Raw genomic sequence first — 24,692 nt, forward strand, 5'->3', positions numbered from 1 at the left:
AGGGCGGCCGTCGGCCGCGGTTCTCAGAACACGAGCGAGAGCATGAACGCCGCCGGAAAGGCGACGAGCAGCGCTGCGATCGCGAGAACCGCGGCCACGGCTGGTGCGGAGAGTGCGGGTGCGTCCGACGCGAGTCGGCGCACCCGCACGCGTATGACCTCCGCATCCGGAGAGGCGACCGTGCTCGCGCCCCCGGAGGCGTCGGGGGCCTCCCACGAGGTGCCGACCTTGAGAATGGCGTTCGACAGGGTCGCCCGGTCGACCCGGCGGCGGGCGTCGTCATCGGCGAGCAGCTCGACGAGCACCGCGACCGCCCGTTCCGCGCGATTGGCGATGGGAAACCACGGCAGCGCGTTCCTCCAGGCCCGAAAAGCCAGCAGCACGAGGTGATGGTACTGGCGCAGGTGGGTCTGCTCGTGGGCGAGCACCGCCTGCAGCTCCTTGGCGTCGAGCAGTCCGATGAGGCCGTTCGAGAGCACGGTCTGGGTGCGCACGCCCGGAAGGCAGTAGGCCATCGGCGCGGGATGGTCGAGCACGTGGGTGCGCGGAGCATCCGCCGATGGCGTGCTGAGCAGCGTCACCAGTTCGCGATGCCGACGACGCTCGCGTTCGGTGCGGATGGCGGTGTCGGCCAGGTTCAGCAGCAGGTCCAGGGCCAGCAGCACCGCCGCGCTGAGCAGGAACAGGTGCAGCGCGCCGAAGGCGACCGGGAGCGGCCCATGCAGGAATCCGGCGGCCAGCGCTCCGAGCGCTGCGGGCAGGTCGCCGCCTGCCGGCGCGAGCCCGAAGCCGAGCAGCGCCCCGATCATCGACAGACCACCGCCGAGCGCGATCGCCTGCCAGAGGGCGAGCGCGACACCGGGGGAGCGGGTGGGCCACTGCGCCCGTGAGAGGGCGACGGGCACGGGCCAGGCCAGGGCGACCGCGAGGGCAGCCAGCACGCCGCTTGCCAGCAGCATGCCTCAGCCGAGCAGGCGACGCAGGGTGGCGGCCTCGCCGGGAGGAACGCTACCGACGAACCGGGCGAGCGCGGCCTCCCGGTCGGTCGAGGACGCGAGCAGCTCCGCCATCAGGTTCGCGGTGTGATCGGCGAGCGTTCCACGGGCACGGAAGGTGCGCGGACGCGTCCCGCGTTCACTCGAGACGAAGTGCTTGGACTCCAGCCGTGAGAGCACGGTCAGCACCGTGGTGAGCGCCAACGGCTTGCGTCCCTCGGTGGCGGCCGCCGCGTTGATCCGCTCGAGCAGTTCCTTGGCGGGCATCCCGTCGGGGGCGCTCCAGAGTTCGTCCATCACGACGCGCTCGAGCTCTCCCAGTGTTGCCATGAGATCAGGATACTCGATTTCCGCACCTGCTCTACATTCCGTAGAGAAATGTTCTACGGTGTGTAGAGAAGTTCTCTACGAGACGTAGAGTGCGATTCGTCCACCGAGAGGAGTCCCATGGACTGGCTCGACCCGCTGCTGCTCTCCCGTTGGCAGTTCGGTCTCACCACCGTGTACCACTTCCTGTTCGTTCCGCTCACGATCGGACTCTCGCTCACGGTCGCTCTCTTCCAGACGGCCTGGGTGCGCAGTGGCAAGCCCCACTACCTGCAACTGACCCGGTTCTTCGGCGGCATCTTCCTCATCAACTTCGCGATGGGAGTGGTGACGGGCATCGTGCAGGAATTCCAGTTCGGCATGAACTGGTCGGACTACTCCCGTTTCGTCGGCGACGTCTTCGGAGCGCCGTTGGCACTGGAGGGCATGCTGGCGTTCTTCTTCGAGGCGACCTTCATCGGCCTCTGGATCTTCGGCTGGGACAGGCTTCCGCGGTGGGCGCACCTCGCCACCATCTGGGCGACCTTCTGCGGGTCGGTGCTCTCGGCGTACTTCATCCTCGCGGCGAACGCCTTCATGCAGAACCCGGTCGGGTACCACATCAACGAGGCGAAGGGCCGCGCCGAGCTCACCGACATCTGGGCGCTGCTCGGCAACAAGGTGGCCCTGGCGGCCTTTCCGCACACGATCTTCGCCTGCTTCATGGTGGCGGCGGGCCTTGTCATCACCGTCGCGGCCTGGCACCTCGCACGCGGGCAGCACCTGGACACCATGCGGCCCGCCCTGAAGCTCGGCCTGTGGATGATGGTGGTCTCCGGCGCCCTCACCACGCTCGCCGGCGACCAGCTGGGCCTTGCCATGGTCTCGACGCAACCGATGAAGATGGCAGCGGCCGAGGCGCTCTACTCCACCTCGACCGGGGCGGATGCGTCGTTCTCGATCTTCACGCTCGGCACGCCCGACGGCGTGCACGAGCTCTTCTCCATCCGAGTGCCCTACCTGCTCTCCTTCCTCTCCACGCACACCTTCGACGGCACGGTCGAAGGCATCAACGACCTGCAGGCGCAGTACAGCACCCTCTACGGGCCCGGCGACTACACGCCGATCATCTGGGTGACCTACTGGGCGTTCCGCTGGATGATCGGTCTCGGACTCGTTCACGTGGCCGTCGCGGTCCTGGGACTCTGGCTGACGCGTCGTGGGCGCCTTCCCCGCAATCGCTGGGTGTGGCGGGCGGCGGTCTGGGCATTCCCGCTCTCGCTCGGTGCGATGATCCTCGGCTGGGTCTTCACCGAGATGGGTCGTCAGCCCTGGCTCGTGTTCGGCCTGCTCAAGACGGCCGACGGGGTCTCTCCGGGGACGACCGGGCTCGAGGTGCTGATCTCGCTCGTCGCGTTCACGCTCGTGTACGGCACGCTCGCGGTAGTGGAGTTCCGCCTGATCGTGCGCGCCGTGCGCAGGGGGCCGGCACCCGCCCCGGTTCCGGATGCCGAGACGGGCGAGGTACGCCCGCTCACGACGGTCTACTAGGAGCAGCGCATGGACCTTCCCACCCTGTGGTTCGCCATCATCGCGTTCCTCTTCATCGGGTACTTCGTCCTCGACGGCTTCGACTTCGGCGTCGGGATGTCGCTGCCGTTCCTCGGTCGCGACGACGTGGACCGGCGCGTGCTGATCAACACGATCGGTCCGGTCTGGGATCTGAACGAGACCTGGGTGATCGTGGCGGGCGCCTGCCTCTTCGCCGCCTTCCCGGAGTGGTACGCGACCCTGTTCAGCGGGTTCTACCTGCCACTGCTGCTCATCCTGCTGGCCCTCATCGTGCGCGGCGTGTCGTTCGAGTACCGGCACCAGCGCGATGACGCCCGCTGGCGTTCGCGCTTCGACGCCATGATCTTCATCGGCTCCGCGGTGCCCGCCGTGCTCTGGGGGGTCGCCTTCGCGAACATGGTGCAGGGCGTGCCCCTGAACGCCCATCACGACTACATCGGCACCGTCTTCGACCTGCTCAACCCCTACGCCCTGGTCGGCGGGCTGACCACCCTGCTGCTGTTCTTCACGCACGGCGTGCTCTTCCTCACCCTCAAGACGGAGGGGGAGCTGCGGTTGCGCGCGCGACGCCTCGCACGGGCAACGGGACTCGCGACGATCCTCGTCGCGGCTCTCTTCCTCACGTGGACGGCCCTGATCACGGCGGCTTCCCCGGTCTTCCTCATCTGCGCCGGCCTCGCCGCCGTCACCCTCGTCGGCTCGTGGTGGGCGAACCGCGATAACCGGGAACGGCTCTCGTTCGGCCTGGGCGCTGGGACCATCGCCCTCGTGGTCATCGCCCTGTTCGTGGCGTTGTTCCCCGCGGTCATGCCGGCCTCGAACGACCCGGCCAACAGCCTCACGATCCAGAACGCCTCGAGTTCTGGCTACACCCTCGGCGTGATGAGCTGGGCGGCGCTGATCTTCCTGCCCCTCATCCTCGTCTACCAGGGCTGGACCTACTGGGTCTTCCGCACGCGCGTCAGCCGCGCCCACGTCGAGGCGGTGACGCACTGAAGCCCCTGGACCCCCGGCTGCTGCGCCGCGCCGGCGCCGCACGCGGCCTGCTGGTCGCCGGAGCGGCCATCGCACTCGTGCGCACGGCGGCCATCGTGGCATCGGCCTACTTCCTCGCCGCACTGGTCAGTACGCTCGCCGCTTCGCGTTCGCTCGCCGGTATGGGGGGCATGCTGGCGGGCTTCGCCGCGGCCGTGCTGATTCGGGCGGCCTGCGGGTGGGCCATGGATGCGGCCTCGGCCGCCGCATCCGCCCGGGTGAAGCAGCAGCTGCGCCTCGCGGCGAGCGCCGCCCTGGAGCGATTGGGACCGGGCGGCGTTCGTGCGCGCACCGCAACCCGGCTCACCACGATCCTCGGCACCGGTCTGGACGCGCTGGACGCCTACTTCGGCAGCTACGTTCCCCAGCTGATCTCGACAGCCGTTGCGACTCCGGTGCTGGTGCTCGCCATGCTGTGGAGCGACCCGCTGAGCGGCGTCATCGTGATTCTCGTGCTGCCGCTCATCCCCGTCTTCATGGTTCTCGTCGGATGGGCGACGCAGTCGGTGCAGACGCGGCAATGGGCGGCGCTGCACTCACTCTCGGGGGCGTTCGTCGAGGTGGTGGGCGGGCTCGCGACCCTCAAGATCTTCGGCCGCGCCGCCCGGCAGCGCGATCGCATCGCGACGGTCACGGAGCAGTACCGCGCCACGACGATGCGCGTGCTGCGGGTGTCCTTCCTCAGCGGATTCGTGCTCGAACTGGCCGCCAGCCTCTCCGTCGCCCTCGTCGCCGTCCAGATCGGCCTGCGCCTTCTCGACGGGTCGCTCGGCCTCGCAGTGGGCCTGTTCATCCTGCTTCTCGCGCCCGAGGCGTTCCTTCCCCTGCGCGGCGTCGGCACGGCGTTCCACGCCGCGGCGGACGGCATCGCCGCGAGCGACGACGTGCTCGCCCTGCTCGAAGACGCCGAGGCGAGGCCGGCACGTGAGGCCGTCGTCGGCGGTTCCCCGCGAGGTTTGGAGCTCGTTCTCGACGAGGTCGGCGTCGAGGTGGGCGGCGACGTGCTGCTGGCTCCGACGAGCGCGCGGCTCGCATCCGGGTGCGTCACGGCGCTGGTCGGAGCAAGCGGGGCAGGCAAGACCACGCTTCTGCGAGCCATCGCCGGGCTCGTGCCGCACTCCGGTGCGGTGCTGCTCGGGGACCGGCCCGTCACGGGCGATCGGATCGCTTGGGTGCCGCAGCAGCCGCACCTGCTCGCCGGCACCGTCGCGGCGAACGTGGCGATCGGCCAGGCACGCGACGACGCGTCCATTCGCGTCGCACTCGCGGATGCGGGGCTGCCCGGCATCGACGTCGAGTGGCCCCTCGGCGCCGAGGGCGCCGGCCTCTCGGGCGGCCAGGCGCAACGTGTCGCCATCGCGCGTGCGCTCTATCGGGCACGCGTACAGGGCTGCGAGGTGCTGCTGCTCGATGAGCCGAGCTCCGCACTGGATGCGCACGCGGAGCAGCATCTGCTGCGCACCCTCCGCAGGTTCGCCGATGACGGCGTGCTCGTGCTGGTCGCGACGCACCGGCCTGCGCTCATCGAGGCGGCGGATGCGATGCTCGCCGTCGGAGAGGCCGTTCATGCCTGACCAACTCTCCGTGCACGATGTTCTCCGGGCGGCGCAACCGCGTGCCGCCCGCTCGCTGCCGGGGCTGCTCGTCGGCGTGCTCGGAGCGGCCAGCGCCGTCGCGCTGCTCGCGACCTCCGCCTGGCTGATCACCCGCGCGTGGGAGCAACCCGCCCTCATGTACCTCTCCGCCGCCGTCGTGGGCGTTCGCGCGTTCGCGATCGGCCGCGCCGCTCTGCGCTACCTCGAGCGCCTGCTCACCCACGATGCCGCCTTCCGTCAGCTGGGATCGCTCCGGGTCGGCATGCTCGAGCGCATCACCCCGCTCGCGCCCGATGGCCTCACAACCAGGGGGAAGGGCGAGCTGCTCAGTCGCTTCGCACGCGACGTGGACGAGCAGCAGGACCTGCCGCTGCGCGTCGTGCAGCCGCTGCTCGTGAGCGCAGTCGTCTCGGTCGGCAGCGTGGCGGCGATCGCGTTCCTGTCCGTTCCGGCCGCGGTTGCCCTGGCATGCTGCCTCCTGCTCGGCGCCGGGCTCGGCACATGGGCGCAGTCGGCGCTCGCCTCTCGCTCCGAGCGCGCGCTCGCGCCGTTGCGGGCACGACAGGGGCAGGCGCTGCTCGAGACCCTCGGCGCGTTCGAAATGCTGACCGCATTCGGCGCCGTCGGCGAGCGGATGCGGGAGCTCGCGCTCATCGACGAGGCCCTCCGACGCGCCGAATGGCGCTCAGCCATCGGTTCCGGGCTCGCGGGCGCCGTCTTCGCCGTCACATCCGGGGCGGCGACGGTGCTCGCGATCGTGCTCGCGGCGCCCGATCTCTCCGCCGGCGTACTCGGCGGCCCGGGTGTCGCCGTGCTCGCGCTCGTTCCTCTGGCCGTTTTCGAGGCCTGCGCCGGACTGCCGGCTGCACTCGGAGCCTGGCGACGCGTGCGGGCCGCTGCCGAGCGCATCGCCGAGGTCGTCCCGGCCGTGCGCCCCGCCGAGATCCCGGCCGAGATCGCGGCCGGGATCTCGATGGAGGAGCCGGGCCTCGAGCCCTCTTGGCTTGCCGGCCACATCCCGGCGATCCACCTGCGCCGCTTCACGGTTGACTGGCCCGGCGGCCGACCCGGAGTGGGTCCGCTCGACCTGGACATCTCTCCGGGCGAGCGCCTGCTCATCACCGGGGAGAGCGGAGCGGGCAAGACGAGCGTCGCCCACGCCCTCGTGCGCTTCCTCGAGCACGGCGGCGACTACCTGCTCGATTCCACGCCGGCGAACTCACTTGCACCGGCCGCCGTGCGCCGTATCGTCGGCCTCACCGAGCAGGTGCCCTGGTTGTTCGACGAGAGCATCCGGCAGAACCTGCTGTTCGCCCGCGACACCGCGGACGATTCGGCGCTGCTCGCCGTGCTCGACCGTGTGGGCCTGGGGGAGTGGGTGCGTCGCCGCGGTGGCCTGGACGCGCCGGTCGGCGAACGCGGCGCGGCCGTCTCGGGCGGTCAGGCGCAACGGCTCGCGCTCGCCCGTGCGCTGCTGGCCGATTTCCCGGTGCTCATCGTCGACGAGCCGACCGCCGGCGTCGACGCCGCCCATGCCGACGCCCTGCTGCGCGAACTGCTCGGCGCTGCCGGGCAACGCACGATCCTCCTCATCTCGCACACGCCGGTGCCTCCCGGCCTCATCGACCGGGTCCTCACGCTTCCCCCGGCACGGAGCCTCGTCGGCTGAGCCCTACGCTGAATCCATGCTCGTTGCCCGTCGCCATCCGCTGCCCGGCTGGCACGATCCCGAGGCGGTGTTCCGTCGCCTGTTCGCCAGGGAGCGCACCGCGTTCTGGCTCGACGGCGGAGCGGATGCGGTCGCCGGCCGCAGCTGGATGGGGTCCAGTCGGGAGTGGCTCACCGCATCCGTCAGCGGCGGCACGGTCACGCACCACGGCCCGGCCGGAGAGCGCTCTCGGCGAGCCGGCATCTTCGAGGCCCTCGCGGACGAGCTCGGCGAGGCGAGCCCGGCCTTGGATGCCGTGATCGGCTGGGTGGGATGGCTCGGCTACGAGGTCGGGCAGCAGAGCGCCGGCGTGCCCCTGCCTGCGTCGCCGTACCCGGACGCCGCTCTTCTGCGCGCGACCCGCGTCATCGGCTTCGACCACGGGCGGCGCATCGTCGAGCTCGTCGGGCTGGACGATGACCCGGGCTTCGAGGCCTGGGCGCTCGAGGTGCAGGCACGGCTCGATGACGAAGACATAGTGTGGGACGCGGAATCGCCGCTTCCCTCGCCGGGTACGCCGGTCGCACGCTGGCGCCACGGGGAGACGGACTACCTCGCGGCCATCGACGCCGCGCAGGCCGCGATCGCGCGCGGCGACGCCTACCAGCTGTGCCTCACGAACTCTGTCACCGTGCCGGGCGTCTTCGACCCGCTCGAGACCTACCGACGTGTGCGCGCGTCAAGCCCCAGCCACCACGGCGGCTTCCTGCGCTTCGGCGAGATCGCACTGCTGAGCGCCTCGCCGGAGCAGTTCCTCCGGGTGGACGCGGGCCGAGGGGTGCGCACGCGGCCGATCAAGGGCACGCGGCCCCGCGGCGGGACCCTCGCGGCCGACATCGCAATGCGCGCCGAGCTCGAGGCCAGTGAGAAGGAGCAGGCCGAGAACCTCATGATCGTCGACCTGATGCGCAACGATCTCGGCCGGGTGGCACGGCTGGGAAGCGTCCGGGTGAGCAGCCTGCTCGCCGTCGAGAGCTATGCCCACGTGCACCAACTGGTCTCGACCGTCGAGGCCGACCTCGCGGACGGCAGGAGCGCCCTCGACGCCGTGCGGGCGTGCTTCCCGGCCGGCTCCATGACGGGGGCTCCCAAGATCAGCGCCATGCGCATCCTGAGCGATCTCGAGAAGGGGCCGCGGGGCGTCTACTCCGGCGCCTTCGGCTATCTCGGCTTCGATGGAACGGCCGACCTGGCCATGGTCATCCGCTCCATCGTGCTGACACCGGATGCCGCAGCGATCGGCACGGGAGGCGGCATCACGGCGCTCTCGGTGCCCCGTGAGGAGGTCGACGAGATGCGCCTGAAGGCGCGTGCGCTCCTCGCCGCCCTGGGTGTGGACGCCGACTGATCGGGTGCGACGGATGCGGGTGGGAGTTCGGTACTCTGGAAGCTCTGGTTACGGCCGTGTTTCGCGCCGTCACCGAGACCGTGAGCAATGACGCTTCCCCGCACCCCGCACGAATGAGAGTCACGTGGCACACGAGCACGATTCCGCCGAGACCGGCGCAGAAGAGGTCTACGACTTCGCTGCCCTGCAGCGCAAGTGGCAGCCGGTCTGGGAAGAGCTGAAGCCGTTCCGCTCCGGCGACCCGGGCGACAAGCGGCCGCGCAAGTACGTGCTCGACATGTTCCCCTACCCCTCCGGCGACCTGCACATGGGGCACGCGGAGGCGTACGCGCTCGGCGACGTGATCGCCCGCTACTGGCGCCAGCAGGGTTTCAACGTGATGCACCCGATCGGCTGGGACTCGTTCGGCCTGCCGGCGGAGAACGCCGCGATCAAGCGCGGGATCGACCCCCGCGGCTGGACCTACGACAACATCGAGCAGCAGAAGCGCAGCATGAAGCTGTACGCGACCTCGTTCGACTGGGATCGCGAGCTGCACACGAGCGACCCCGAGTACTACAAGTGGAACCAGTGGCTGTTCCTGCAGATGTACAAGAAGGGCCTGGCGTACCGTAAGGACAGCTGGGTCAACTGGGACCCGGTGGACCAGACCGTGCTCGCCAACGAGCAGGTGCTCCCCGACGGCACCTCGGAGCGCTCGGGCGCGGTCGTTGTGAAGAAGAAGCTCACACAGTGGTACCTGCGCATCACCGACTACGCCGACCGCCTGCTCGATGACCTCAACCAGCTCGAGGGCCGCTGGCCGGCGAAGGTGCTGCACATGCAGCGCAATTGGATCGGCCGCTCGATCGGCGCCGACGTCGAGTTCGAGATCGAGGGCCGGGAGCAGCGGGTGACGGTCTTCACCACCCGCCCCGACACGCTGTGGGGCGCGACGTTCATGGTGGTCGCACCCGACAGCGATCTCGCGGCCGAGCTCGCAGCCGGCGCGAGTGACGAGGTGCAGCGGCGCTTCTCCGACTACCTCACCGAGGTGCAGAAGAGCACCGAGACGGAGCGCCAGAGCACCGACCGCCCCAAGACCGGTGTCTTCCTGGAGCGCTACGCGGTGAACCCCGTCAACGGCGAGCGCCTCCCCATCTGGGCGGCCGACTACGTGCTCGCCGACTACGGCCACGGCGCCGTCATGGCCGTTCCCGCCCACGACCAGCGCGACCTCGACTTCGCGCGCGCCTTCGACCTGCCCGTGCGCGTCGTCGTCGACGTGCACGCGCCGGTGACGGGCGTGATCCCCGTGATCGAGACGGATGCCGATGGCCTGCCGCTCCTGCCCGAGGAGTCGGTCTCCGATGACCCGGCCTCCACCGGCATCGCCCTCTCCGGTGACGGTCGCCTGATCAACTCGGGGCCGCTGGACGGACTGTCCAAGTCCAATGCCATCAAGCGGGTCGTCGAGCTGCTGCAGGCGCAGGGGCGCGGCCGCGCAGCCAAGAACTACCGCCTGCGCGACTGGCTCATCTCGCGCCAGCGGTACTGGGGAACCCCCATTCCGATCATCCACGCCGAGGACGGCACGGAGATCCCCGTTCCCGAAGACCAGCTGCCCGTGCTGCTGCCTTCGGCCGAGGGCCTGGACCTCAAGCCGAAGGGCACCTCGCCGCTCGGCGCCGCCGAAGACTGGGTCAACGTTCCGAGCCCGATCGACGGCAGTCCTGCCCGGCGCGACGCCGACACCATGGACACGTTCGTCGACAGTTCCTGGTACTGGCTGCGCTTCCTCAACCCCGACGACGACACGAAGGCCTTCGATCCCCGCGAGGCCGAGAAGTGGGCTCCGGTCGACCAGTACGTCGGCGGCGTGACCCACGCCATCCTGCACCTGCTGTACGCGCGCTTCATCACCAAGGTGCTCTTCGACCTCGGCTACCTGAGCTTCACCGAGCCCTTCACGGCGCTGCTGAACCAGGGCATGGTGCTCATGGACGGCTCGGCCATGTCGAAGTCCAAGGGCAACCTCGTCAGGCTCTCCGACCAGCTCGAGGAGCACGGAGTGGATGCGGTGCGCCTCACCATGGCCTTCGCGGGCCCGCCGGAGGACGACATCGACTGGGCCGACGTGTCGCCGGTCGGCAGCGCGAAGTTCCTCGCCCGCGCCTGGCGCCTGGCCAAGGACGTGACGTCCTCTCCCGACGTGGAGTGGAAGAGCGGCGATGTCGCGCTGCGACGCCAGACCCACCGCTTCCTCGCCGATGCCCCTGGCCTGGTCGAGTCGTTCAAGTTCAACGTCGTCGTCGCGCGCCTCATGGAGCTCGTGAACGCCACGCGGAAGGTGATCGACTCGGGCGCCGGCCCCGCAGATGCCGCGGTGCGCGAAGCGGTCGAGGTCACGGCCATGGCCCTGAACCTGTTCGCCCCGTACACGGCGGAGGACATGTGGGCCCGGCTCGGTTACGAGCCGACGGTCGCGCTCGCGCAGTGGCGCAAGCCCGACGCCACGCTGCTCGTCGAGGAGTCCGTCGTGGCGATCGTGCAGGTCGACGGCAAGCTGCGCGACAAGCTGACGGTCTCGCCTCAGGTGAGCGCGACGGACCTCGAGGCGCAGGCCCGCGCATCCGCCGCCGTGCAGCGCGCGGTCGGCGAGCGCGAGATCGTCAACGTGGTCGTGCGCGCTCCGAAGGTCGTCAGCATCACGACGAAGGCCTGAGAGCCGACTCCGACCGGGTCGCGCCTCCTGCACAGCCGAGCACGTCGGCCGGCGGGTTCGAGACCGGGGGAGGTGTCGGTCGCCGGCGCCGCGGCCGCGCCTAACCTGACGGCGTGGCAGGCGGGCAGCACGAGGCGACGCGGGAGCTGCATCCGCGCTCCCAGGCTCCGCCGCGATCGAGGGTGCTCATCTCCGGCGCGATCGTGCTCGTCGTCGCCGCACTGGCCGCAGCCGTGCTGGTGGCCCTGCTCGGCTCCGGGGGTGGCACTCGAGAAGTCACGGGCGGCGCGAGCCTGCCTGCCGAACTGGACCCGGCCGCGACGCCCACCGCATCCGCGTCACCGGCCGTCGAGCTGTTCGTGCACGTGCTCGGCGCCGTCGCTCGTCCGGGACTGTATCGTCTGCCTCCGCAGGCGCGGGTCGTCGATGCGGTGGCCGCGTCCGGCGGGTTCACCGCCGCCGCCGACCAGGGCGGGGTCAACCTGGCTCGGCCCGTGGCCGACGGCGAACAGGTCTACGTTCCGGCCGTGGGCGAGGTGCCCCCACCGGCCGCGGACACCGCGGGTGCGGGCGGCGCGGATTCCGGGGCGCCGATCAACCTCAATACGGCCAGCGCGGAGCAGCTCGAGACGCTGCCCCACATCGGGCCTGCCCTGGCACAGCGCATCCTCGACTGGCGGGCCGCCAACGGACCCTTCGCGAGCGTCGACGACCTGCGCGAGGTGGCCGGCATCGGTGAGAAGACCTTCGCAGACCTCGCGCCCCACGTGACGGTATGACGCGCCTGCCGCTCATGCTCGTGACGGCAGGCGGCGCCTGGCTGGTGTGCTTCGTGCTCGTCGGAGCCCCCGACGCTGCGGCTCCCGTCGCCGCGGCCTGGGGAGGTGTCGCGGTCGTCGCGGCCGTTCTCGCCGCGGGCCGCCGCTCCGTCGCGGGGAAGCGCGCTGCGTCGAGCGCCGCGGCATCCTTCTTTGTCGCCCTCGCGCTCTCGGCGGCCGCCGGCAGCCTCGTCGCCTCGATCGTCGCCGTACAGGCTCCGATGCGGTCGCCGGCCGTGCTCACCGAGGCCGCACGTGCCGGGACCGCCCTCGATGTGGACATCGAGGTGATCGGACGGGCCGAACCTGCCGGGGGAGCCTCCTTCGGTTCCTCCGCCGAGAGGATGCGGTTCGCCGGTGTGCTCGTCAGTGCGTCGGCGGCGGCGGGGCGCACCCTGCGCGCCCCGGCGCTCGTGTTCGCCGACGGGCGGACGGCTCCGCGCATCGGCGAGCGGCTCCGGATGCGGGCCGCCCTGCAACCGGCGGCTGCCGGCGAGGCCAGTGCCTATCTCGTCTTCGGCGACTCACGTCCCGTGCTCGTCTCGGCGCCGCCCTGGTATCTGGCGTGGGCCGATCCGCTGCGCGAAGGCCTTCACGGCGCCGCGCTCGGCTTGCCGGGCGACGGCGGCGACCTTCTGCCGGGGCTGGCGATCGGTGACACGGGTGCCGTGACGGCCGCTCTCGACACGGCGATGAAGCGCAGTTCGCTCAGCCACCTGACGGCCGTCTCGGGGGCGAACTGCGCGGTGGTCGTCGCGGCGATCATGGTGCTCGGAGCGGCGATCGGCCTGCCACGGTTGGTGCGCACTGCCTGCGCCCTGGCGGCGTTGGCCGGGTTCACCGTGCTCGTGACCCCGGAGCCTAGCGTGCTGCGCGCGGCCGTCATGGCCACCGTCCTGCTGCTCGCACTGGCGAGCGGTCGCCTCGGCGAGGGCGTGGCGGCGCTGGGCCTCGCCGTGCTCGTCATCCTCCTGAGCGACCCGTGGCTCTCGCGCAGCTACGGGCTGGCACTGTCCGCCCTGGCGACGGCCGGGTTGCTGTTGTTGTCCCGGCCGCTCACGAAGAGTCTCGCCCGTTGGTTGCCCCATCCGCTGGCCGCAGCCGTCGCCATTCCGCTTGCCGCGCAGCTCGCGTGCCAACCGGTTCTCGTGCTGCTGGATCCGACCCTCCCGCTCTCCGGGGTGCTCGCGAACCTGCTCGCCGAGCCGGCCGCGCCGCTGGCCACCGTGCTCGGACTTCTCGCGTGCCTGCTGCTGCCCGTCGTGCCGCCGCTCGGGGTGCTGTGCCTGCGCCTGGCGTGGGTGCCCTCCGCCTGGATCGCCCAGATCGCGCGCACGGTCGACGCGCTGCCCGTCGGACGGCTGCCGTGGATCGGGGGCCTCGTCGGGCTTCTGGCGACGAGCCTCATCGTGGCAGCGGCTCTGTCGATGATGCTCTCGCGTCGGGGAGCGCGCCGGCGGCCCGTCGCCGGCGCGGCGGTCATCCTCCTGCTCGGAGCGGGAGCGTGGGGCGGGGCGGTCGCGGCATCGGGGCTGTGGCGCGCACTCACCGTGCCGCAGGACTGGATGATCGCCGCCTGCGACATCGGTCAGGGTGATGCCATCGTTCTGCACGACGGAGAGCACTTCGGCCTCATCGACACCGGTCCCGACCCGCGCCCGCTGGCCCGATGCCTCGACGAGCTCGGCATCCGCCATCTCGACCTGCTCGTGCTCACGCACTACGACCTCGACCACGTCGGCGGAGTGGATGCGGTGATCGGCATGGTCGGCACCGCACTCGTCGGCCTGCCCGAGAACGCGGCCGACGCCCGCGTGCCGGCCAAGCTGCTCACCGGCGGCGCCGTCGTGCGTCGCGGTGCGGCCGGTGAGAGCGGGTCGCTCGGCGCGCTCGACTGGAGGGTGCTCTGGCCCGGGAAGCAGAAGAAGGCCATGTCGACGGGCAACGCGGGCAGCATCACCCTGCTCGTGCGGGGCCACGGCCTCGGCGCGCTCTTCCTCGGGGACCTCGGCGAAGAGGCGCAGGACGCCCTGCTGCGCTCCACGCCCGTCCCACCCGTCGACGTGGTCAAGGTGGCGCACCACGGGAGCGCGGACCAGAGCGCCGAGCTCTACCGCCGGCTGCACGCCCGTGTCGGCCTCATCTCCGTCGGCATGGGCAACAGCTACGGTCATCCGACGGCTCGCCTTCTCGGCATCCTGCGCTCCGTCGGCACCTCGGCGGAGCGCACGGACCGTCAGGGAAGGGTGCTCGTCGCCCCCGGCTCCCACGGCGGTCTGCGCATCTGGTCGGAGCGACCGCCGCCGGGCGACGTCGGTGTTGGCGGATAGGCTAGGGGCCGTTCCGAGGAAAGGATGCCCGTGGCCGCTCGCACCGCGTCACCCGCACGCGCCCGTGTCGCCATCGCCCAGCTGGGCTGGAACCAGGTGCGCCCGGCTCCCGTCGTGCTCGTCTCGGGCACGGAGACCTTCCTCGCCGAGCGCGCCATCCGCGACCTGCGCGACTTCCTCAAGTCCGAAGACCCGAGCCTCGAGATCGTCGACATCGCCGCCGACTCCTACGCCCCGGGCGAGCTGCTCACCATGGCGAGCCCGTCCCTCTTCGGCGAGCCCCGGCTCATCCGGGTCAGCGCCGTCGAGAAGTGCTCCGACGCCTTCCTCACCGAGACCCTCGCCTACCTCGAGCAACCCGCCGACAGCACGACGCTCGTGCTGCGACACGGCGGGGGAGTCCGCGGCAAGAAGCTTCTCGACGCCATCCGCTCCGGCGCAGGCGGCGGCATCGAGGTGGTCTGCACCGAGCTGAAGAAGGACGCCGAGAAGTACGACTTCGCGGCCGGTGAGTTCTCGCGCGCGTCCCGGCGCATCTCCGCGGGCGCCCTTCGCGCACTGGTTTCCGCCTTCTCCGACGACATCGCCGAACTCTCGGCCGCGTGCCAGCAGCTGATGAGCGACGCATCCGCCGAGATCACCGAGGCGACCGTGGAGCGCTACTACGGGGGCCGGGTCGAGGTCAACGCCTTCAAGGTCGCGGACGCGGCCATCGCCGGACGTCTCGGCGAGGCGCTCATCGCCCTGCGGCACGCGATCTCGTCTGGAGAAGACCCGGTGCCGATCGTGGCGGCGTTCGCGGGCAAGGTGCGCACCATGGCAAAGGTCTACGGCGCGCGGGGCGGCTCGGGCCAGCTCGCATCGCAGCTCGGACTCGCGCCCTGGCAGGTCGAGCGGGCCCAGCGGGAGGTGCAGGGCTGGAGCGAGGACGGCATCGCGCGGGCGATCACGGTGCTCGCCGAGACGGATGCCGCGGTCAAGGGCGCGCAGCGCGATCCCGTGTTCGCGCTCGAGCGCATGATCTCCGTCATCGCGACGCGCGGCCGCTGAGCAGCGCATCCCGAAGACGCAGAAGACCCCGCCGGTGATACCGACGGGGCCTTCGAGAAGTACTGCTGCTTAGAGCGCGGCGACCTTCTTGGCGAGAGCCGACTTGCGGTTCGCGGCCTGGTTCTTGTGGATGACGCCCTTGCTCACGGCCTTGTCGAGGCGCTTGGACGCCACGGCGAGGGCGGCGATCGCCTTCTCCTTGTCGCCTGCTGCTGCGGCGGTGCGAGCGGAGCGGACGGCGGTCTTGAGCTGGCTCTTGACGGCCTTGTTGCGCTCCTGTGCCTTCTTGTTGGTAGCGATGCGCTTGATCTGCGACTTGATGTTTGCCACGTTGAGTATGTCTTTCGTTTGGTGTGGATCGGATGTTTGCCGCACGGCGGTAGAGGGGCGCCGACACGGCTCAATCGTGTGAGGTGGGACCCACACGCAAGCCAACAGGCCACTTTACCAGCAACGCGCGGGCAGGACCAATTCGCGCGCGGGCGATGCACGCCCGCCGCCGCGCAGGGGCGCCGCGAACTCTCCGGTGCCGGGCATGGGAGAATTGAGCCACAATGTCCCCACGTGCCCTGAAGAGCCTCGAGCCCGCCGCGACCGACCCCTCCTTCATCCGCAACTTCTGCATCATCGCGCACATCGACCACGGCAAGTCCACGCTCGCCGACCGCATGCTGCAGATGACCGGCGTCGTCTCCGACCGCGACATGCGCGCCCAGTACCTCGACCGCATGGACATCGAGCGCGAACGCGGCATCACGATCAAGAGCCAGGCCGTGCGGATGCCGTGGTCGATCGACGGGCAGTCCTACGCCCTCAACATGATCGACACCCCCGGCCACGTCGACTTCACCTACGAGGTCTCGCGCTCGCTCGCCGCCTGCGAGGGTGCCATCCTGCTCGTCGATGCCGCTCAGGGCATCGAGGCGCAGACGCTCGCCAACCTCTACCTCGCCCTCGAGAACGACCTCACCATCATCCCGGTGCTCAACAAGATCGACCTGCCCGCGGCAGATCCCGACAAGTACGCCGCCGAACTCGCAAGCCTGATCGGCGGCTCGCCCGATGACGTGCTGCGCGTCTCGGGCAAGACCGGAGTGGGCGTCGAGGCCCTGCTCGATCGTGTCACCGAGCTCATCCCCGCGCCCCAGGGCTCGAAGGACGCCCCCGCCCGGGCCATGATCTTCGACTCCGTGTACGACAGCTACCGCGGCGTCATCACCTACGTGCGCATGATCGACGGGCAGCTGAACCCGCGCGAGCGCATCCAGATGATGTCGACGAAGGCCACCCACGAGATCCTCGAGATCGGGGTGAGCTCCCCGGAGCCGACGCCGAGCAAGGGCCTCGGAGTCGGCGAGGTGGGCTACCTCATCACCGGTGTGAAGGACGTGCGCCAGTCCAAGGTCGGCGACACCGTCACCACCGCAGCCAAGCCGGCGACGCAGGCCCTGCCCGGATACACCGAGCCGCTCCCGATGGTCTTCTCGGGGCTCTACCCGATCGACGGCAGCGACTACCCCGAGCTGCGCGAGGCGCTCGACAAGCTCAAGCTCTCGGATGCGGCCCTCGTCTACGAGCCCGAGACCTCCGTCGCCCTCGGCTTCGGCTTCCGCTGCGGGTTCCTCGGCCTGCTGCACCTCGAGATCGTCACCGAGCGTCTCGAGCGCGAATTCGGGCTCGACCTCATCACGACCGCGCCGAGCGTGATCTACGAGGTCACGACCGAAGACAAGAAGACCGTCACCGTGACGAACCCGAGCGAGTTCCCGAACGGCAAGATCGTCGCCGTGAGCGAACCCATCGTCAAGGCCGCCATCCTCGCGCCGAAGGACTACGTCGGCGTCATCATGGAGCTCTGCCAGGGCCGGCGCGGCACCCTCCTCGGCATGGAGTACCTCGGCGAGGACCGGGTCGAGATCCGCTACACGATGCCGCTCGGCGAGATCGTCTTCGACTTCTTCGACAACCTCAAGTCCAAGACGGCCGGCTACGCGTCGCTCGACTACGAGCCGGCGGGTGAGCAGGAGGCCGATCTCGTCAAGGTCGACATCCTGCTGCAGGGGGAGCAGGTCGACGCCTTCAGCGCCATCGTGCATCGCGACAAGGCCTACGCGTACGGCGTGCTGATGACGGGCCGGTTGCGCGAGCTCATCCCGCGCCAGCAGTTCGAGGTGCCCATCCAGGCCGCCATCGGCGCGCGCATCATCGCCCGAGAGTCCATCCGCGCCATGCGCAAGGACGTGCTCGCCAAGTGCTACGGCGGTGACATCACCCGTAAGCGCAAGCTGCTCGAGAAGCAGAAGGAGGGCAAGAAGCGCATGAAGATGGTGGGCCGCGTCGAGGTTCCGCAGGAGGCGTTCATCGCCGCGCTCTCGGGTGACACCGAGAAGAAGGAAAAGAAGTAGCGATGCCCCGCTCGACCTTCGTCGGCCAGCCGGTGACCTACGCCGCCATCGGCGGAACGCTCGCGCCCGACCTCATGACCTACCCGCCCGACGGCTTCCGTCCCGAGGAGCACTCCGTGCGCTTGGGCAGCGGCGCCGAGCGGTTCGCGACGGCCTCCGCCTCACTCATGACGTGGGGCGTGCAACGCGGAAGCGGCATCGAGGTCACCGACACCCGCCCGGGAACGGGCATCCAGTACACCGGCCTGTCGTTCAATCCCGACGGCACGCCCCTTCCCGAGCAGCCGCAGCAGCACGCCGAGGAGCGCTTCGGACCCGACGGCTCGCCCTACATCACGCCCGGAATGACCGCCGTGCTCAAGCTGCGCCTCTGGCGGCTGAGCGTCGAGGCGCCCGTGCGGGTCATCTACGTGATCGATGAGCCCGACCGGGCCGGCTTCGCCTACGGCACCATGCCCGGGCATCCGGAGAGCGGCGAGGAGTCGTGGATCCTGGAGCACCGGGAGGATGACTCGGTCTGGCTGCTCATCCGTTCCTTCTCGCGCGGCAGCACGTGGCTCTATCGGCTGGCCTCGCCCGTGCTGCGCGCGGTGCAGAAGCGCTACACCCGGCGCTACCTGCGCGCCCTGCATCCCGTCGCCGCCGCCTCGGCGTAGCTTTCCGATGCCCAGCGCCCTTCCCCTCGCTGATCCCGCACCGGCTGACGGATCGCTGCCCGCCTCGTCGATCGACGGCGCGGGCGAGCGCAGCTTCGGGGTCTACCTGCACGTGCCCTTCTGCCGGGTGCGGTGCGGCTACTGCGACTTCAACACCTACACGGGCACCGAGCTGCGCGGAGTGCGCCAGGCGGACTACGCGGAGCAGGCCGCCCTCGAGGTGGGCCAGGCGCGGCGCATCCTCGACGCCTCCGGTCTTCCTGCCCGCCCGGCGTCCACGGTGTTCTTCGGAGGCGGAACGCCCACCCTGCTTCCCGCCGCCGACCTCGTGCGCATGCTCGACGCCGTCGGCGAGCACCTCGGGCTCGCCGACGGGGCCGAGATCACGACCGAGGCCAACCCCGACTCCGTCGACGCCGCCTACCTGCGCACCCTCGCCGGCGCAGGATTCACGCGGGTCTCCTTCGGCATGCAGTCGGCTGTGTCGCACGTGCTGGCTGCGCTCGAGCGCACCCACGACCCCGAGCGCATCCCGCTCGTGGTGGAGTGGGCCCGCGATGCCGGTCTCGACGTGAGCCTCGACCTCATCTACGGCACTCCCGGCGAGAGTCTCGGGGATTGGGAACGCAGCCTCGAGCATGCGCTCGCACAGCAGCCCGACCACCTCAGCGCCTACTCGCTCATCGTCGAGGACGGCACGAAGCTCGCGCGCCAGATCCGGCGTGGCGAGCTCGTGCAGCCCGATGAGGACCTGCAGGCCGACATGTACGAGCTGGCGGATGCTCTGCTCGCCGACGCTGGCTACGACTGGTACGAGGTGAGCAACTTCGCCCGCTCGGACGAGCACCGCTCCCGGCACAACCTCGCGTACTGGCGTGGCGGGGACTGGTGGGGCGTCGGCCCCGGAGCGCACAGCCACGTCGGCGGAGTGCGCTGGTGGAACGTGAAGCATCCCGCGGCGTACGCCGACCGGGTGCTCGCCGGCGTATCGCCCGGGGCGGGCAGGGAGACCCTCGACCCGGCGACGCGGGAGACCGAACGGGTGCTGCTCTCGGTGCGCATCCGCGAGGGGATCGCGATCGACTCGCTGGAGGCAACCGCCCGCGAGGGCGTCGCCGGACTTCTCGCCGACGGGCTCATCGACGCGAAAGCCGCCCTGTCTGGATCAGTGCGACTGACCCTGACAGGGCGGCTGCTGGCGGATGCCGTGGTGCGGCGTCTGCTGCCCGAGGGCTAGCTGACGAACTTGATCGCGAGCGGGTAGGTGTAGGGCTGGCCCTGGTTCGCCTTCATCGCGGCGATGATGCCGAGCACGATCGAGAGCACCCACGCGGCGAGCAGGATGAACAGCCCGACGACGACCAGCGAGAGGACCCAGCCGACCACGTAGGCGATGACGAGCGTGATCTGGAAGTTCAGCGCCGTCGCGGTGTGCAGGCGGATGAAGGGCCCGCGATCCCTCAGCACGAGGTAGCCGATGAGGGCGGGCAGGAACCCGAACAGGATGCCGCCGATGTGGATCAGCGTCGCCCAGAGCTTCTCATCCGCGGGGCTCAGCGGCGTGGCCCGCTGATACGGGTCTCCGGGCGGAGGGGGAGGAGGTGTTGCGCCAGACATTGTTACTCCTTGTCAAACGTGCCGGACGGGACGGAGATGGTGCAGTGCAGTGCCACCCTACTGTCCGGCTGTCTTCGGCGATGGTGTGTGACGCGGCGTGTGACGCCGGATCACTTGACCAGGCGAACGGCGAACGGATAGCGGTAGCTGCCACCCGCGTTCACACGCACGCCGGCGATGATCGAGAAGACCACGTCGATGATCACGAGTGCCCAGCCGACGAGGGCGAAGAGGAACGAGACGACGAACCAGGCGCCGACGGGAAGCGTCCAGAAGAGCGCGGCAAACAGGATGGCGGAGAGGATGGCCCAGATGATGATGGCTCCCACCATGGTGATCTGGAAGTTCAGCGCCTCCTTGGACTCCTGGCGGGTGTGCGCGCCGCGCTTTCCGTAGACGAGGTAGATCACGAGTGCGGGCACGATCGCGAGCAGGGCGAACCAGCCCACGAAGAACGCCAGGATGGAGATGGCGCCGCCGAAGTGCGCCCATGCCGCCCACTGCTTGTCCTCGCTCGGAGTGAGATCGGCGGGCGGGGTGGCGGTCGGCGTCGTGCCATAGGCCGGCGGCTGCGGAGCGTGCGGCTGCGGTGCTTGCGGCTGACCGCCGTAGCCACCCGCGGCCGGTGCAGCCGGGGGAACGGGCGCGGCTGGCGCTGCCGGGGGCGGCGGCGGGGACGCGGGCTGGCCGCCGCCGGCGGCCGGGTCAGGCGGCAGGGGGGTGTTCGGGTCGCTCACGGCGGGCCCCTTTCGTTGAGAATGAGCCGTCTGCTGCGGCGCGCACGGGCGTCGTCGCCGACGCAGGTGAGATCACGGTAGCGCGTCGAATCACCGGCGGGCAATCATTTCCGGGCAGCGAGTGGCGTTAGAATTGGCACTCGGAAACAGCGAGTGCTAACGGCGGGAGGGTGCGGCCATGGTGTCGGAACGCAGTCTGTCCGTGTTGCGCGCGATCGTGCACGACTACGTCGCCTCGCGCGAGCCCGTCGGTTCCAAGGCGATCGTCGAGCGGCACGCGTTCGGCGTCTCGGCCGCGACCATCCGCAACGACATGGCGCAGCTCGAGGAGGAGGAGCTCATCACGGCTCCGCACACCTCGTCGGGGCGCATTCCGACCGACAAGGGGTACCGCCTCTTCGTCGACGGGCTCGCCGACGTGCGCCCGTTGACGCCGGCCCAGCGTCACGCCATCGAGACGTTCCTCGGTTCCTCGGGCGACCTCGACGACGTGCTGGCCCGATCGGTGCGGCTGCTCTCGCAACTCACCCACCAGGTCGCTCTCGTCCAGTATCCCAGCCTCGGGTCGGCGCGCATCCGTCACATCGAACTCGTACGCCTGAGCGAGACCCGCCTGCTCTCGGTGCTCATCACCGACAACGGCCGGGTCGAGCAGCGACTGGTCGACCTCGACGGCTGGGTCGACGAGGCCGCGCTCACCTCGTTGCGCACCCGGCTGAACGAGTCCCTCGTCTCGCTCTCGATGACGGATGCCGCCGAGCGGCTCGCCGGCATCCGCGACGAGGTGCCCCTGCCGGAGCGCCCCCTGGCCGACGCCGTCACCGCCACGCTCGCCGAGCAGGTGCTCGCCCACCGGCAGGACCGGCTCGTGATGGCCGGCGCCGCCAACCTCGTGCGCACCGAGAGCGACTTCACCGGAAGCATCTTCCCGGTGCTCGAGGCCATCGAAGAGCAGGTGGTGCTGCTGAGGCTGTTCGGCGAGATGGCCTCGGAGCAGCACGGCGTCTCGGTGAGCATCGGGCGCGAGAACGCCGCCTTCGGGCTGGGGGAGACCTCCGTGCTCACGAGCGGCTACTCCGCCGCGCGGGGCGACATCGGTCGGCTCGGCCTGCTCGGTCCGACCCGCATGGACTATTCGAACAACATGGCGGCGGTTCGCGCCGTCGCCCGCTACCTCTCGAAACTGCTCACGGAGAGTTGACGAGACCACGGAAGACCCCTCACGCGCACATCCGGTGAGGGCGGAAAGGAAGCCGCGTGGCTGACCACTACGAAGTCCTCGGCGTGTCGCGAGACGCATCGATCGACGAGATCAAGAAGGCGTACCGCAAGCTGGCGCGCGAGCTGCACCCCGACGTGAACCCGGGAGCGGAGGCGAGCGAGCGCTTCAAGCTCGTCACCCACGCCTACGACGTGCTGAGCGATCCCCGCCAGCGCCAGCAGTACGACCTCGGCGGCCAGGACTCGCCGTTCGGCGGCGCAGGCGGGGCCGACTTCGGCGGCTTCGGCGACATCTTCGAGACCTTCTTCGGGGGCGGAGACGGCTCGGGTCGGCGGGGACCGCGCTCCCGCCGTGAGCGCGGTCAGGACGCCCTGCTGCGCGTGGAGGTCGACCTCGACGAGATCATCTTCGGAACGCACCGCGACATCGAGGTCGACACCGCGGTGCTGTGCGAGACCTGCCACGGCTCGTGCTGTGCGCCGGGGACCGCGCCGGTCACGTGCGACATCTGCCACGGCACCGGCTCCATCCAGCGCTCGGTGCGCTCGCTGCTCGGCAACGTCATGACCTCGAGCCCCTGCGGCACCTGCCGCGGGTACGGCACGGTCATCGCGACGCCGTGCGTCACCTGCCAGGGCCAGGGTCGCGTGCGGGCACGTCGAACCGTGCCGGTCGACATCCCCGCCGGCGTCGACACCGGCGTTCGGCTGCAGATGCCGGGCAGCGGCGAGGCCGGTCCTGCTGGCGGACCCAACGGCGACCTCTACCTCGAGATCAAGGTGCGCCACCACGACGTCTTCAGCCGAAACGGCGACGACCTGCTCTGCACGCTCGAGGTGCCGATGACGGATGCGATCCTCGGCACCACCGCGACCGTGCACGCGCTCGACGGCGACGTCGAGATCGAGCTGCGCCCCGGAACCCAGAGCTCCGAGATCATCACCGTGCGCGATCGCGGCGTGACCAAGCTGCGCGGGTCGGGCCGCGGCGACCTGAAGATCGGCGTGCAGGTGGTCACGCCGATGAAGCTGAACGGTCGTGAGCGCGAGCTCATCCAGCAGTTCGCCAAGAGCCACAAGGCCGGCAAGCCCGAGCTCTCGCACTTCCAGCAGGGACTGTTCGCCAAGCTGCGCGATCGCTTCCTCGGCTAGGTTCGCCCCTATGAGCTCCCTCTACCTTCGCGAGGACCTCGAGGTCGACGACGTCGGGGCCGCGGTCAGCATCCTCGGCGCCGAGGCCCGTCATGCGGTGACCGTCGGTCGTACGCGGGTCGGCGAGACGATTTCCATCGGCAACGGCCGTGGGCTCGTGGTGACCGGGGAGGTCACCGCGGCCGCGCCCGGCGAGCTCACGATTGCCCCGCGCGTCGTCGAGACGGTGGAGGCTCCGCGGCCACGAGTCGTGCTCGCCCAGGCTCTGGCCAAGGGCGATCGCGACGAACTCGCCGTGCAGGCGGCCACCGAGCTGGGCGTCGATGCGGTCATCCCCTGGGCGGCCCGGCGGTCGGTCTCCCGTTGGGAGGGACCGAAGGTGCAGAAGGGCCGCGAACGCTGGGCGCTCATCTCCCGCGAGGCGGCCAAGCAGTCCATCCGGCCGTGGCTTCCCTCGGTGGGCGACCTCGCGACGACGAAGGATCTCGCCCGGCTCGCGGCGACGGCCCGGGTGCTCGTGCTCGAGCCGACCGCATCCGAGGCCCTCACCGAGCTCTCGAGCGATGACGACGAACGTGACATCGTTCTCGTGGTGGGCCCGGAGGGCGGCATCGCCCCCGAGGAACTGGACGCACTGAGGGATGCGGGCGCGTCGCTGCTGCGCCTGGGCACGTCGGTGCTGCGCACCTCGACGGCAGGCCCCGCCGCGATCGCGGTGCTGAACGGCATCCTCGGCCGCTGGTGAGCCGGCACGAGCCCGCACTTTGTGCGGGTCCCCTCGCATCGACCCCGCACTTTCTGTGGGTGGAGGGCCGCTCCCACCCGCAAAATCTGCGGGTTCGACGAGGTGGTGGAGCGGGATGCGCATCCGGCGCTCGCGCCGGCCCCTCACACACCGAGCCCGCACTTTGTGCGGGTCTCCTGGCATCGAACCCGCACCTTTTGTGGGTGGAGGGCCGCTCGCACCCGCAAAATCTGCGGGTTCGAGCCTGCGCCGACGGATGATCGCTCGACCGGCCGAAGCGTCGCGGGCTCGCATTAAGATGGAGGGATGGCAGAGCCCAGCGTCTTCACCCGCATCATCGCGCGGGAAATCCCCGCGACCGTCGTTGCGGAGACCGATCGCGTGATCGCCTTCGACGACATCGCCCCGCAGGCGCCCGTTCATGTCGTGATCGCGCCCAAGACCGAGCAGTACAGCAACGTCGTCGAACTGGCCGCGGCCGACCCGCAACTCCTGGCCGAGATCGTCGACACCGCCCGCTCCATCGCCGAGCAGCGCGGGAACGGCCAGTTCCGCCTCATCTTCAACACGGGCGAGGATGCCGGCCAGACCGTGTTCCACGTGCACGCCCACCTGCTGGCCGGCGGCCTCGAGGAGGGCACCCTTGGCGAGCACTGACAACCAGCCGGCCGAGGCGCGGCTGCACATCGACGGCATCG

General features: G+C 70.3%; 21 protein-coding genes. 16 read left to right on the forward strand and 5 right to left on the reverse strand.

The features are described 5' to 3' along the window. Positions 1–23: 23 nt before the first annotated feature. Together WDJ51_RS00210 and WDJ51_RS00215 are read right to left on the reverse strand one after the other, a co-directional pair. Positions 24–959, reverse strand: coding sequence for a M56 family metallopeptidase (locus tag WDJ51_RS00210; RefSeq protein WP_337850403.1), 936 nt, complete (start codon positions 957–959; stop codon positions 24–26). Positions 960–962: 3 nt separating this feature from the next. After that, positions 963–1,325 carry a BlaI/MecI/CopY family transcriptional regulator gene (locus tag WDJ51_RS00215; protein WP_337850404.1) on the reverse strand — a complete coding sequence of 121 codons (363 nt, stop codon included), beginning with the start codon at positions 1,323–1,325 and terminating at the stop codon, positions 963–965. Between the two features lie 117 nt (positions 1,326–1,442). Here WDJ51_RS00215 and WDJ51_RS00220 point away from each other — a divergent pair, with 117 nt between their 5' ends. The 9 genes from WDJ51_RS00220 to holA all read left to right on the forward strand — a co-directional run bounded on the left by WDJ51_RS00220 (position 1,443) and on the right by holA (position 15,461). Continuing rightward, positions 1,443–2,852 (forward strand): cytochrome ubiquinol oxidase subunit I, encoded by a 1,410-nt coding sequence (locus tag WDJ51_RS00220; protein WP_337850405.1) that lies wholly within the window; start codon positions 1,443–1,445, stop codon positions 2,850–2,852. Positions 2,853–2,861: 9 nt separating this feature from the next. Further along, positions 2,862–3,869 (forward strand): cytochrome d ubiquinol oxidase subunit II, encoded by a 1,008-nt coding sequence (gene cydB, locus WDJ51_RS00225; RefSeq protein ID WP_337850406.1) that lies wholly within the window; start codon positions 2,862–2,864, stop codon positions 3,867–3,869. Positions 3,870–3,919: 50 nt separating this feature from the next. Then, entirely contained in the window at positions 3,920–5,482 is a 1,563-nt protein-coding gene (gene cydD, locus WDJ51_RS00230) for a thiol reductant ABC exporter subunit CydD (protein ID WP_337850458.1), read from the forward strand. Then, positions 5,475–7,172 carry a thiol reductant ABC exporter subunit CydC gene (gene cydC / locus WDJ51_RS00235; RefSeq protein WP_337850407.1) on the forward strand — a complete coding sequence of 566 codons (1,698 nt, stop codon included), beginning with the start codon at positions 5,475–5,477 and terminating at the stop codon, positions 7,170–7,172. The genes cydD and cydC overlap by 8 nt, the downstream gene beginning before the upstream one ends. A gap of 16 nt (positions 7,173–7,188) precedes the next feature. After that, positions 7,189–8,559 carry an anthranilate synthase component I family protein gene (locus WDJ51_RS00240; protein ID WP_337850408.1) on the forward strand — a complete coding sequence of 457 codons (1,371 nt, stop codon included), beginning with the start codon at positions 7,189–7,191 and terminating at the stop codon, positions 8,557–8,559. Between the two features lie 124 nt (positions 8,560–8,683). Further along, positions 8,684–11,263, forward strand: coding sequence for a leucine--tRNA ligase (gene leuS / locus WDJ51_RS00245; protein ID WP_337850409.1), 2,580 nt, complete (start codon positions 8,684–8,686; stop codon positions 11,261–11,263). Between the two features lie 113 nt (positions 11,264–11,376). Continuing rightward, positions 11,377–12,042, forward strand: coding sequence for a ComEA family DNA-binding protein (locus WDJ51_RS00250; RefSeq protein ID WP_337850410.1), 666 nt, complete (start codon positions 11,377–11,379; stop codon positions 12,040–12,042). After that, the gene (locus WDJ51_RS00255) at positions 12,039–14,411 is read left to right on the forward strand and encodes a ComEC/Rec2 family competence protein (RefSeq protein ID WP_337850411.1); all 2,373 of its coding nucleotides are present in this window, start codon (positions 12,039–12,041) and stop codon (positions 14,409–14,411) included. Before WDJ51_RS00250 ends, WDJ51_RS00255 begins: the two co-directional genes overlap by 4 nt. Before the next feature lie 24 nt (positions 14,412–14,435). Beyond that, positions 14,436–15,461: a DNA polymerase III subunit delta gene (holA, locus tag WDJ51_RS00260; protein ID WP_337850412.1), complete on the forward strand. Its 1,026-nt coding sequence runs from the start codon at positions 14,436–14,438 to the stop codon at positions 15,459–15,461. A 69-nt stretch (positions 15,462–15,530) separates the two neighbouring features. Here the strand turns inward: holA and rpsT are convergent, their stop codons facing one another. Continuing rightward, positions 15,531–15,791, reverse strand: a complete 261-nt coding sequence (rpsT, locus tag WDJ51_RS00265; RefSeq protein WP_337850413.1) for a 30S ribosomal protein S20 — start codon at positions 15,789–15,791, stop codon at positions 15,531–15,533. A gap of 224 nt (positions 15,792–16,015) precedes the next feature. Between rpsT and lepA the strand changes: the two genes are divergently transcribed. Genes lepA through hemW form a run of 3 tightly spaced genes read left to right on the forward strand, consistent with a single transcriptional unit; the run spans position 16,016 to position 19,759 of the window. After that, positions 16,016–17,866 carry a translation elongation factor 4 gene (gene lepA / locus WDJ51_RS00270; protein ID WP_337850414.1) on the forward strand — a complete coding sequence of 617 codons (1,851 nt, stop codon included), beginning with the start codon at positions 16,016–16,018 and terminating at the stop codon, positions 17,864–17,866. Positions 17,867–17,868: 2 nt separating this feature from the next. Beyond that, positions 17,869–18,522 carry a DUF1990 family protein gene (locus tag WDJ51_RS00275; protein WP_337850415.1) on the forward strand — a complete coding sequence of 218 codons (654 nt, stop codon included), beginning with the start codon at positions 17,869–17,871 and terminating at the stop codon, positions 18,520–18,522. 7 nt (positions 18,523–18,529) lie between these two features. Next, positions 18,530–19,759, forward strand: coding sequence for a radical SAM family heme chaperone HemW (gene hemW / locus WDJ51_RS00280; protein WP_337850416.1), 1,230 nt, complete (start codon positions 18,530–18,532; stop codon positions 19,757–19,759). Here hemW and WDJ51_RS00285 read toward each other — a convergent pair. Next, positions 19,756–20,139, reverse strand: a complete 384-nt coding sequence (locus WDJ51_RS00285; protein ID WP_337850417.1) for a DUF4870 domain-containing protein — start codon at positions 20,137–20,139, stop codon at positions 19,756–19,758. The two genes, hemW and WDJ51_RS00285, sit on opposite strands and share 4 nt — an antisense overlap. 110 nt (positions 20,140–20,249) lie before the next feature. Beyond that, positions 20,250–20,876, reverse strand: a complete 627-nt coding sequence (locus WDJ51_RS00290; protein WP_337850418.1) for a DUF4870 domain-containing protein — start codon at positions 20,874–20,876, stop codon at positions 20,250–20,252. Positions 20,877–21,054: 178 nt separating this feature from the next. Here WDJ51_RS00290 and hrcA point away from each other — a divergent pair, with 178 nt between their 5' ends. From hrcA to WDJ51_RS00310, 4 genes are all read left to right on the forward strand, one after another. Beyond that, positions 21,055–22,077, forward strand: a complete 1,023-nt coding sequence (hrcA, locus tag WDJ51_RS00295; protein ID WP_337850419.1) for a heat-inducible transcriptional repressor HrcA — start codon at positions 21,055–21,057, stop codon at positions 22,075–22,077. A gap of 56 nt (positions 22,078–22,133) precedes the next feature. Beyond that, complete coding sequence (gene dnaJ / locus WDJ51_RS00300; RefSeq protein ID WP_337850420.1) at positions 22,134–23,249, forward strand: molecular chaperone DnaJ; 1,116 nt, start codon at positions 22,134–22,136, stop codon at positions 23,247–23,249. Between the two features lie 10 nt (positions 23,250–23,259). Further along, entirely contained in the window at positions 23,260–23,994 is a 735-nt protein-coding gene (locus tag WDJ51_RS00305; RefSeq protein ID WP_337850421.1) for a 16S rRNA (uracil(1498)-N(3))-methyltransferase, read from the forward strand. A gap of 306 nt (positions 23,995–24,300) precedes the next feature. Beyond that, positions 24,301–24,651: an HIT domain-containing protein gene (locus tag WDJ51_RS00310; RefSeq protein ID WP_337850422.1), complete on the forward strand. Its 351-nt coding sequence runs from the start codon at positions 24,301–24,303 to the stop codon at positions 24,649–24,651. Positions 24,652–24,692 lie beyond the last annotated feature (41 nt).

This window comes from Rathayibacter sp. YIM 133350, assembly GCF_037404875.1.
In the GTDB taxonomy this organism is placed as follows: domain Bacteria; phylum Actinomycetota; class Actinomycetes; order Actinomycetales; family Microbacteriaceae; genus Orlajensenia.

Coding starts and splice junctions, on each gene's coding strand:
- WDJ51_RS00210 (WP_337850403.1), bottom strand. CDS start 959: ATGCTGCTGGCAAGCGGCGTGCTGGCTGCCCTCGCGGTCGCCCTGGCC.
- WDJ51_RS00215 (WP_337850404.1), bottom strand. CDS start 1,325: ATGGCAACACTGGGAGAGCTCGAGCGCGTCGTGATGGACGAACTCTGG.
- WDJ51_RS00220 (WP_337850405.1), top strand. CDS start 1,443: ATGGACTGGCTCGACCCGCTGCTGCTCTCCCGTTGGCAGTTCGGTCTC.
- cydB (WP_337850406.1), top strand. CDS start 2,862: ATGGACCTTCCCACCCTGTGGTTCGCCATCATCGCGTTCCTCTTCATC.
- cydC (WP_337850407.1), top strand. CDS start 5,475: ATGCCTGACCAACTCTCCGTGCACGATGTTCTCCGGGCGGCGCAACCG.
- WDJ51_RS00240 (WP_337850408.1), top strand. CDS start 7,189: ATGCTCGTTGCCCGTCGCCATCCGCTGCCCGGCTGGCACGATCCCGAG.
- WDJ51_RS00255 (WP_337850411.1), top strand. CDS start 12,039: ATGACGCGCCTGCCGCTCATGCTCGTGACGGCAGGCGGCGCCTGGCTG.
- holA (WP_337850412.1), top strand. CDS start 14,436: ATGCCCGTGGCCGCTCGCACCGCGTCACCCGCACGCGCCCGTGTCGCC.
- lepA (WP_337850414.1), top strand. CDS start 16,016: ATGTCCCCACGTGCCCTGAAGAGCCTCGAGCCCGCCGCGACCGACCCC.
- WDJ51_RS00275 (WP_337850415.1), top strand. CDS start 17,869: ATGCCCCGCTCGACCTTCGTCGGCCAGCCGGTGACCTACGCCGCCATC.
- hemW (WP_337850416.1), top strand. CDS start 18,530: ATGCCCAGCGCCCTTCCCCTCGCTGATCCCGCACCGGCTGACGGATCG.
- WDJ51_RS00285 (WP_337850417.1), bottom strand. CDS start 20,139: ATGTCTGGCGCAACACCTCCTCCCCCTCCGCCCGGAGACCCGTATCAG.
- hrcA (WP_337850419.1), top strand. CDS start 21,055: ATGGTGTCGGAACGCAGTCTGTCCGTGTTGCGCGCGATCGTGCACGAC.
- WDJ51_RS00305 (WP_337850421.1), top strand. CDS start 23,260: ATGAGCTCCCTCTACCTTCGCGAGGACCTCGAGGTCGACGACGTCGGG.
- WDJ51_RS00310 (WP_337850422.1), top strand. CDS start 24,301: ATGGCAGAGCCCAGCGTCTTCACCCGCATCATCGCGCGGGAAATCCCC.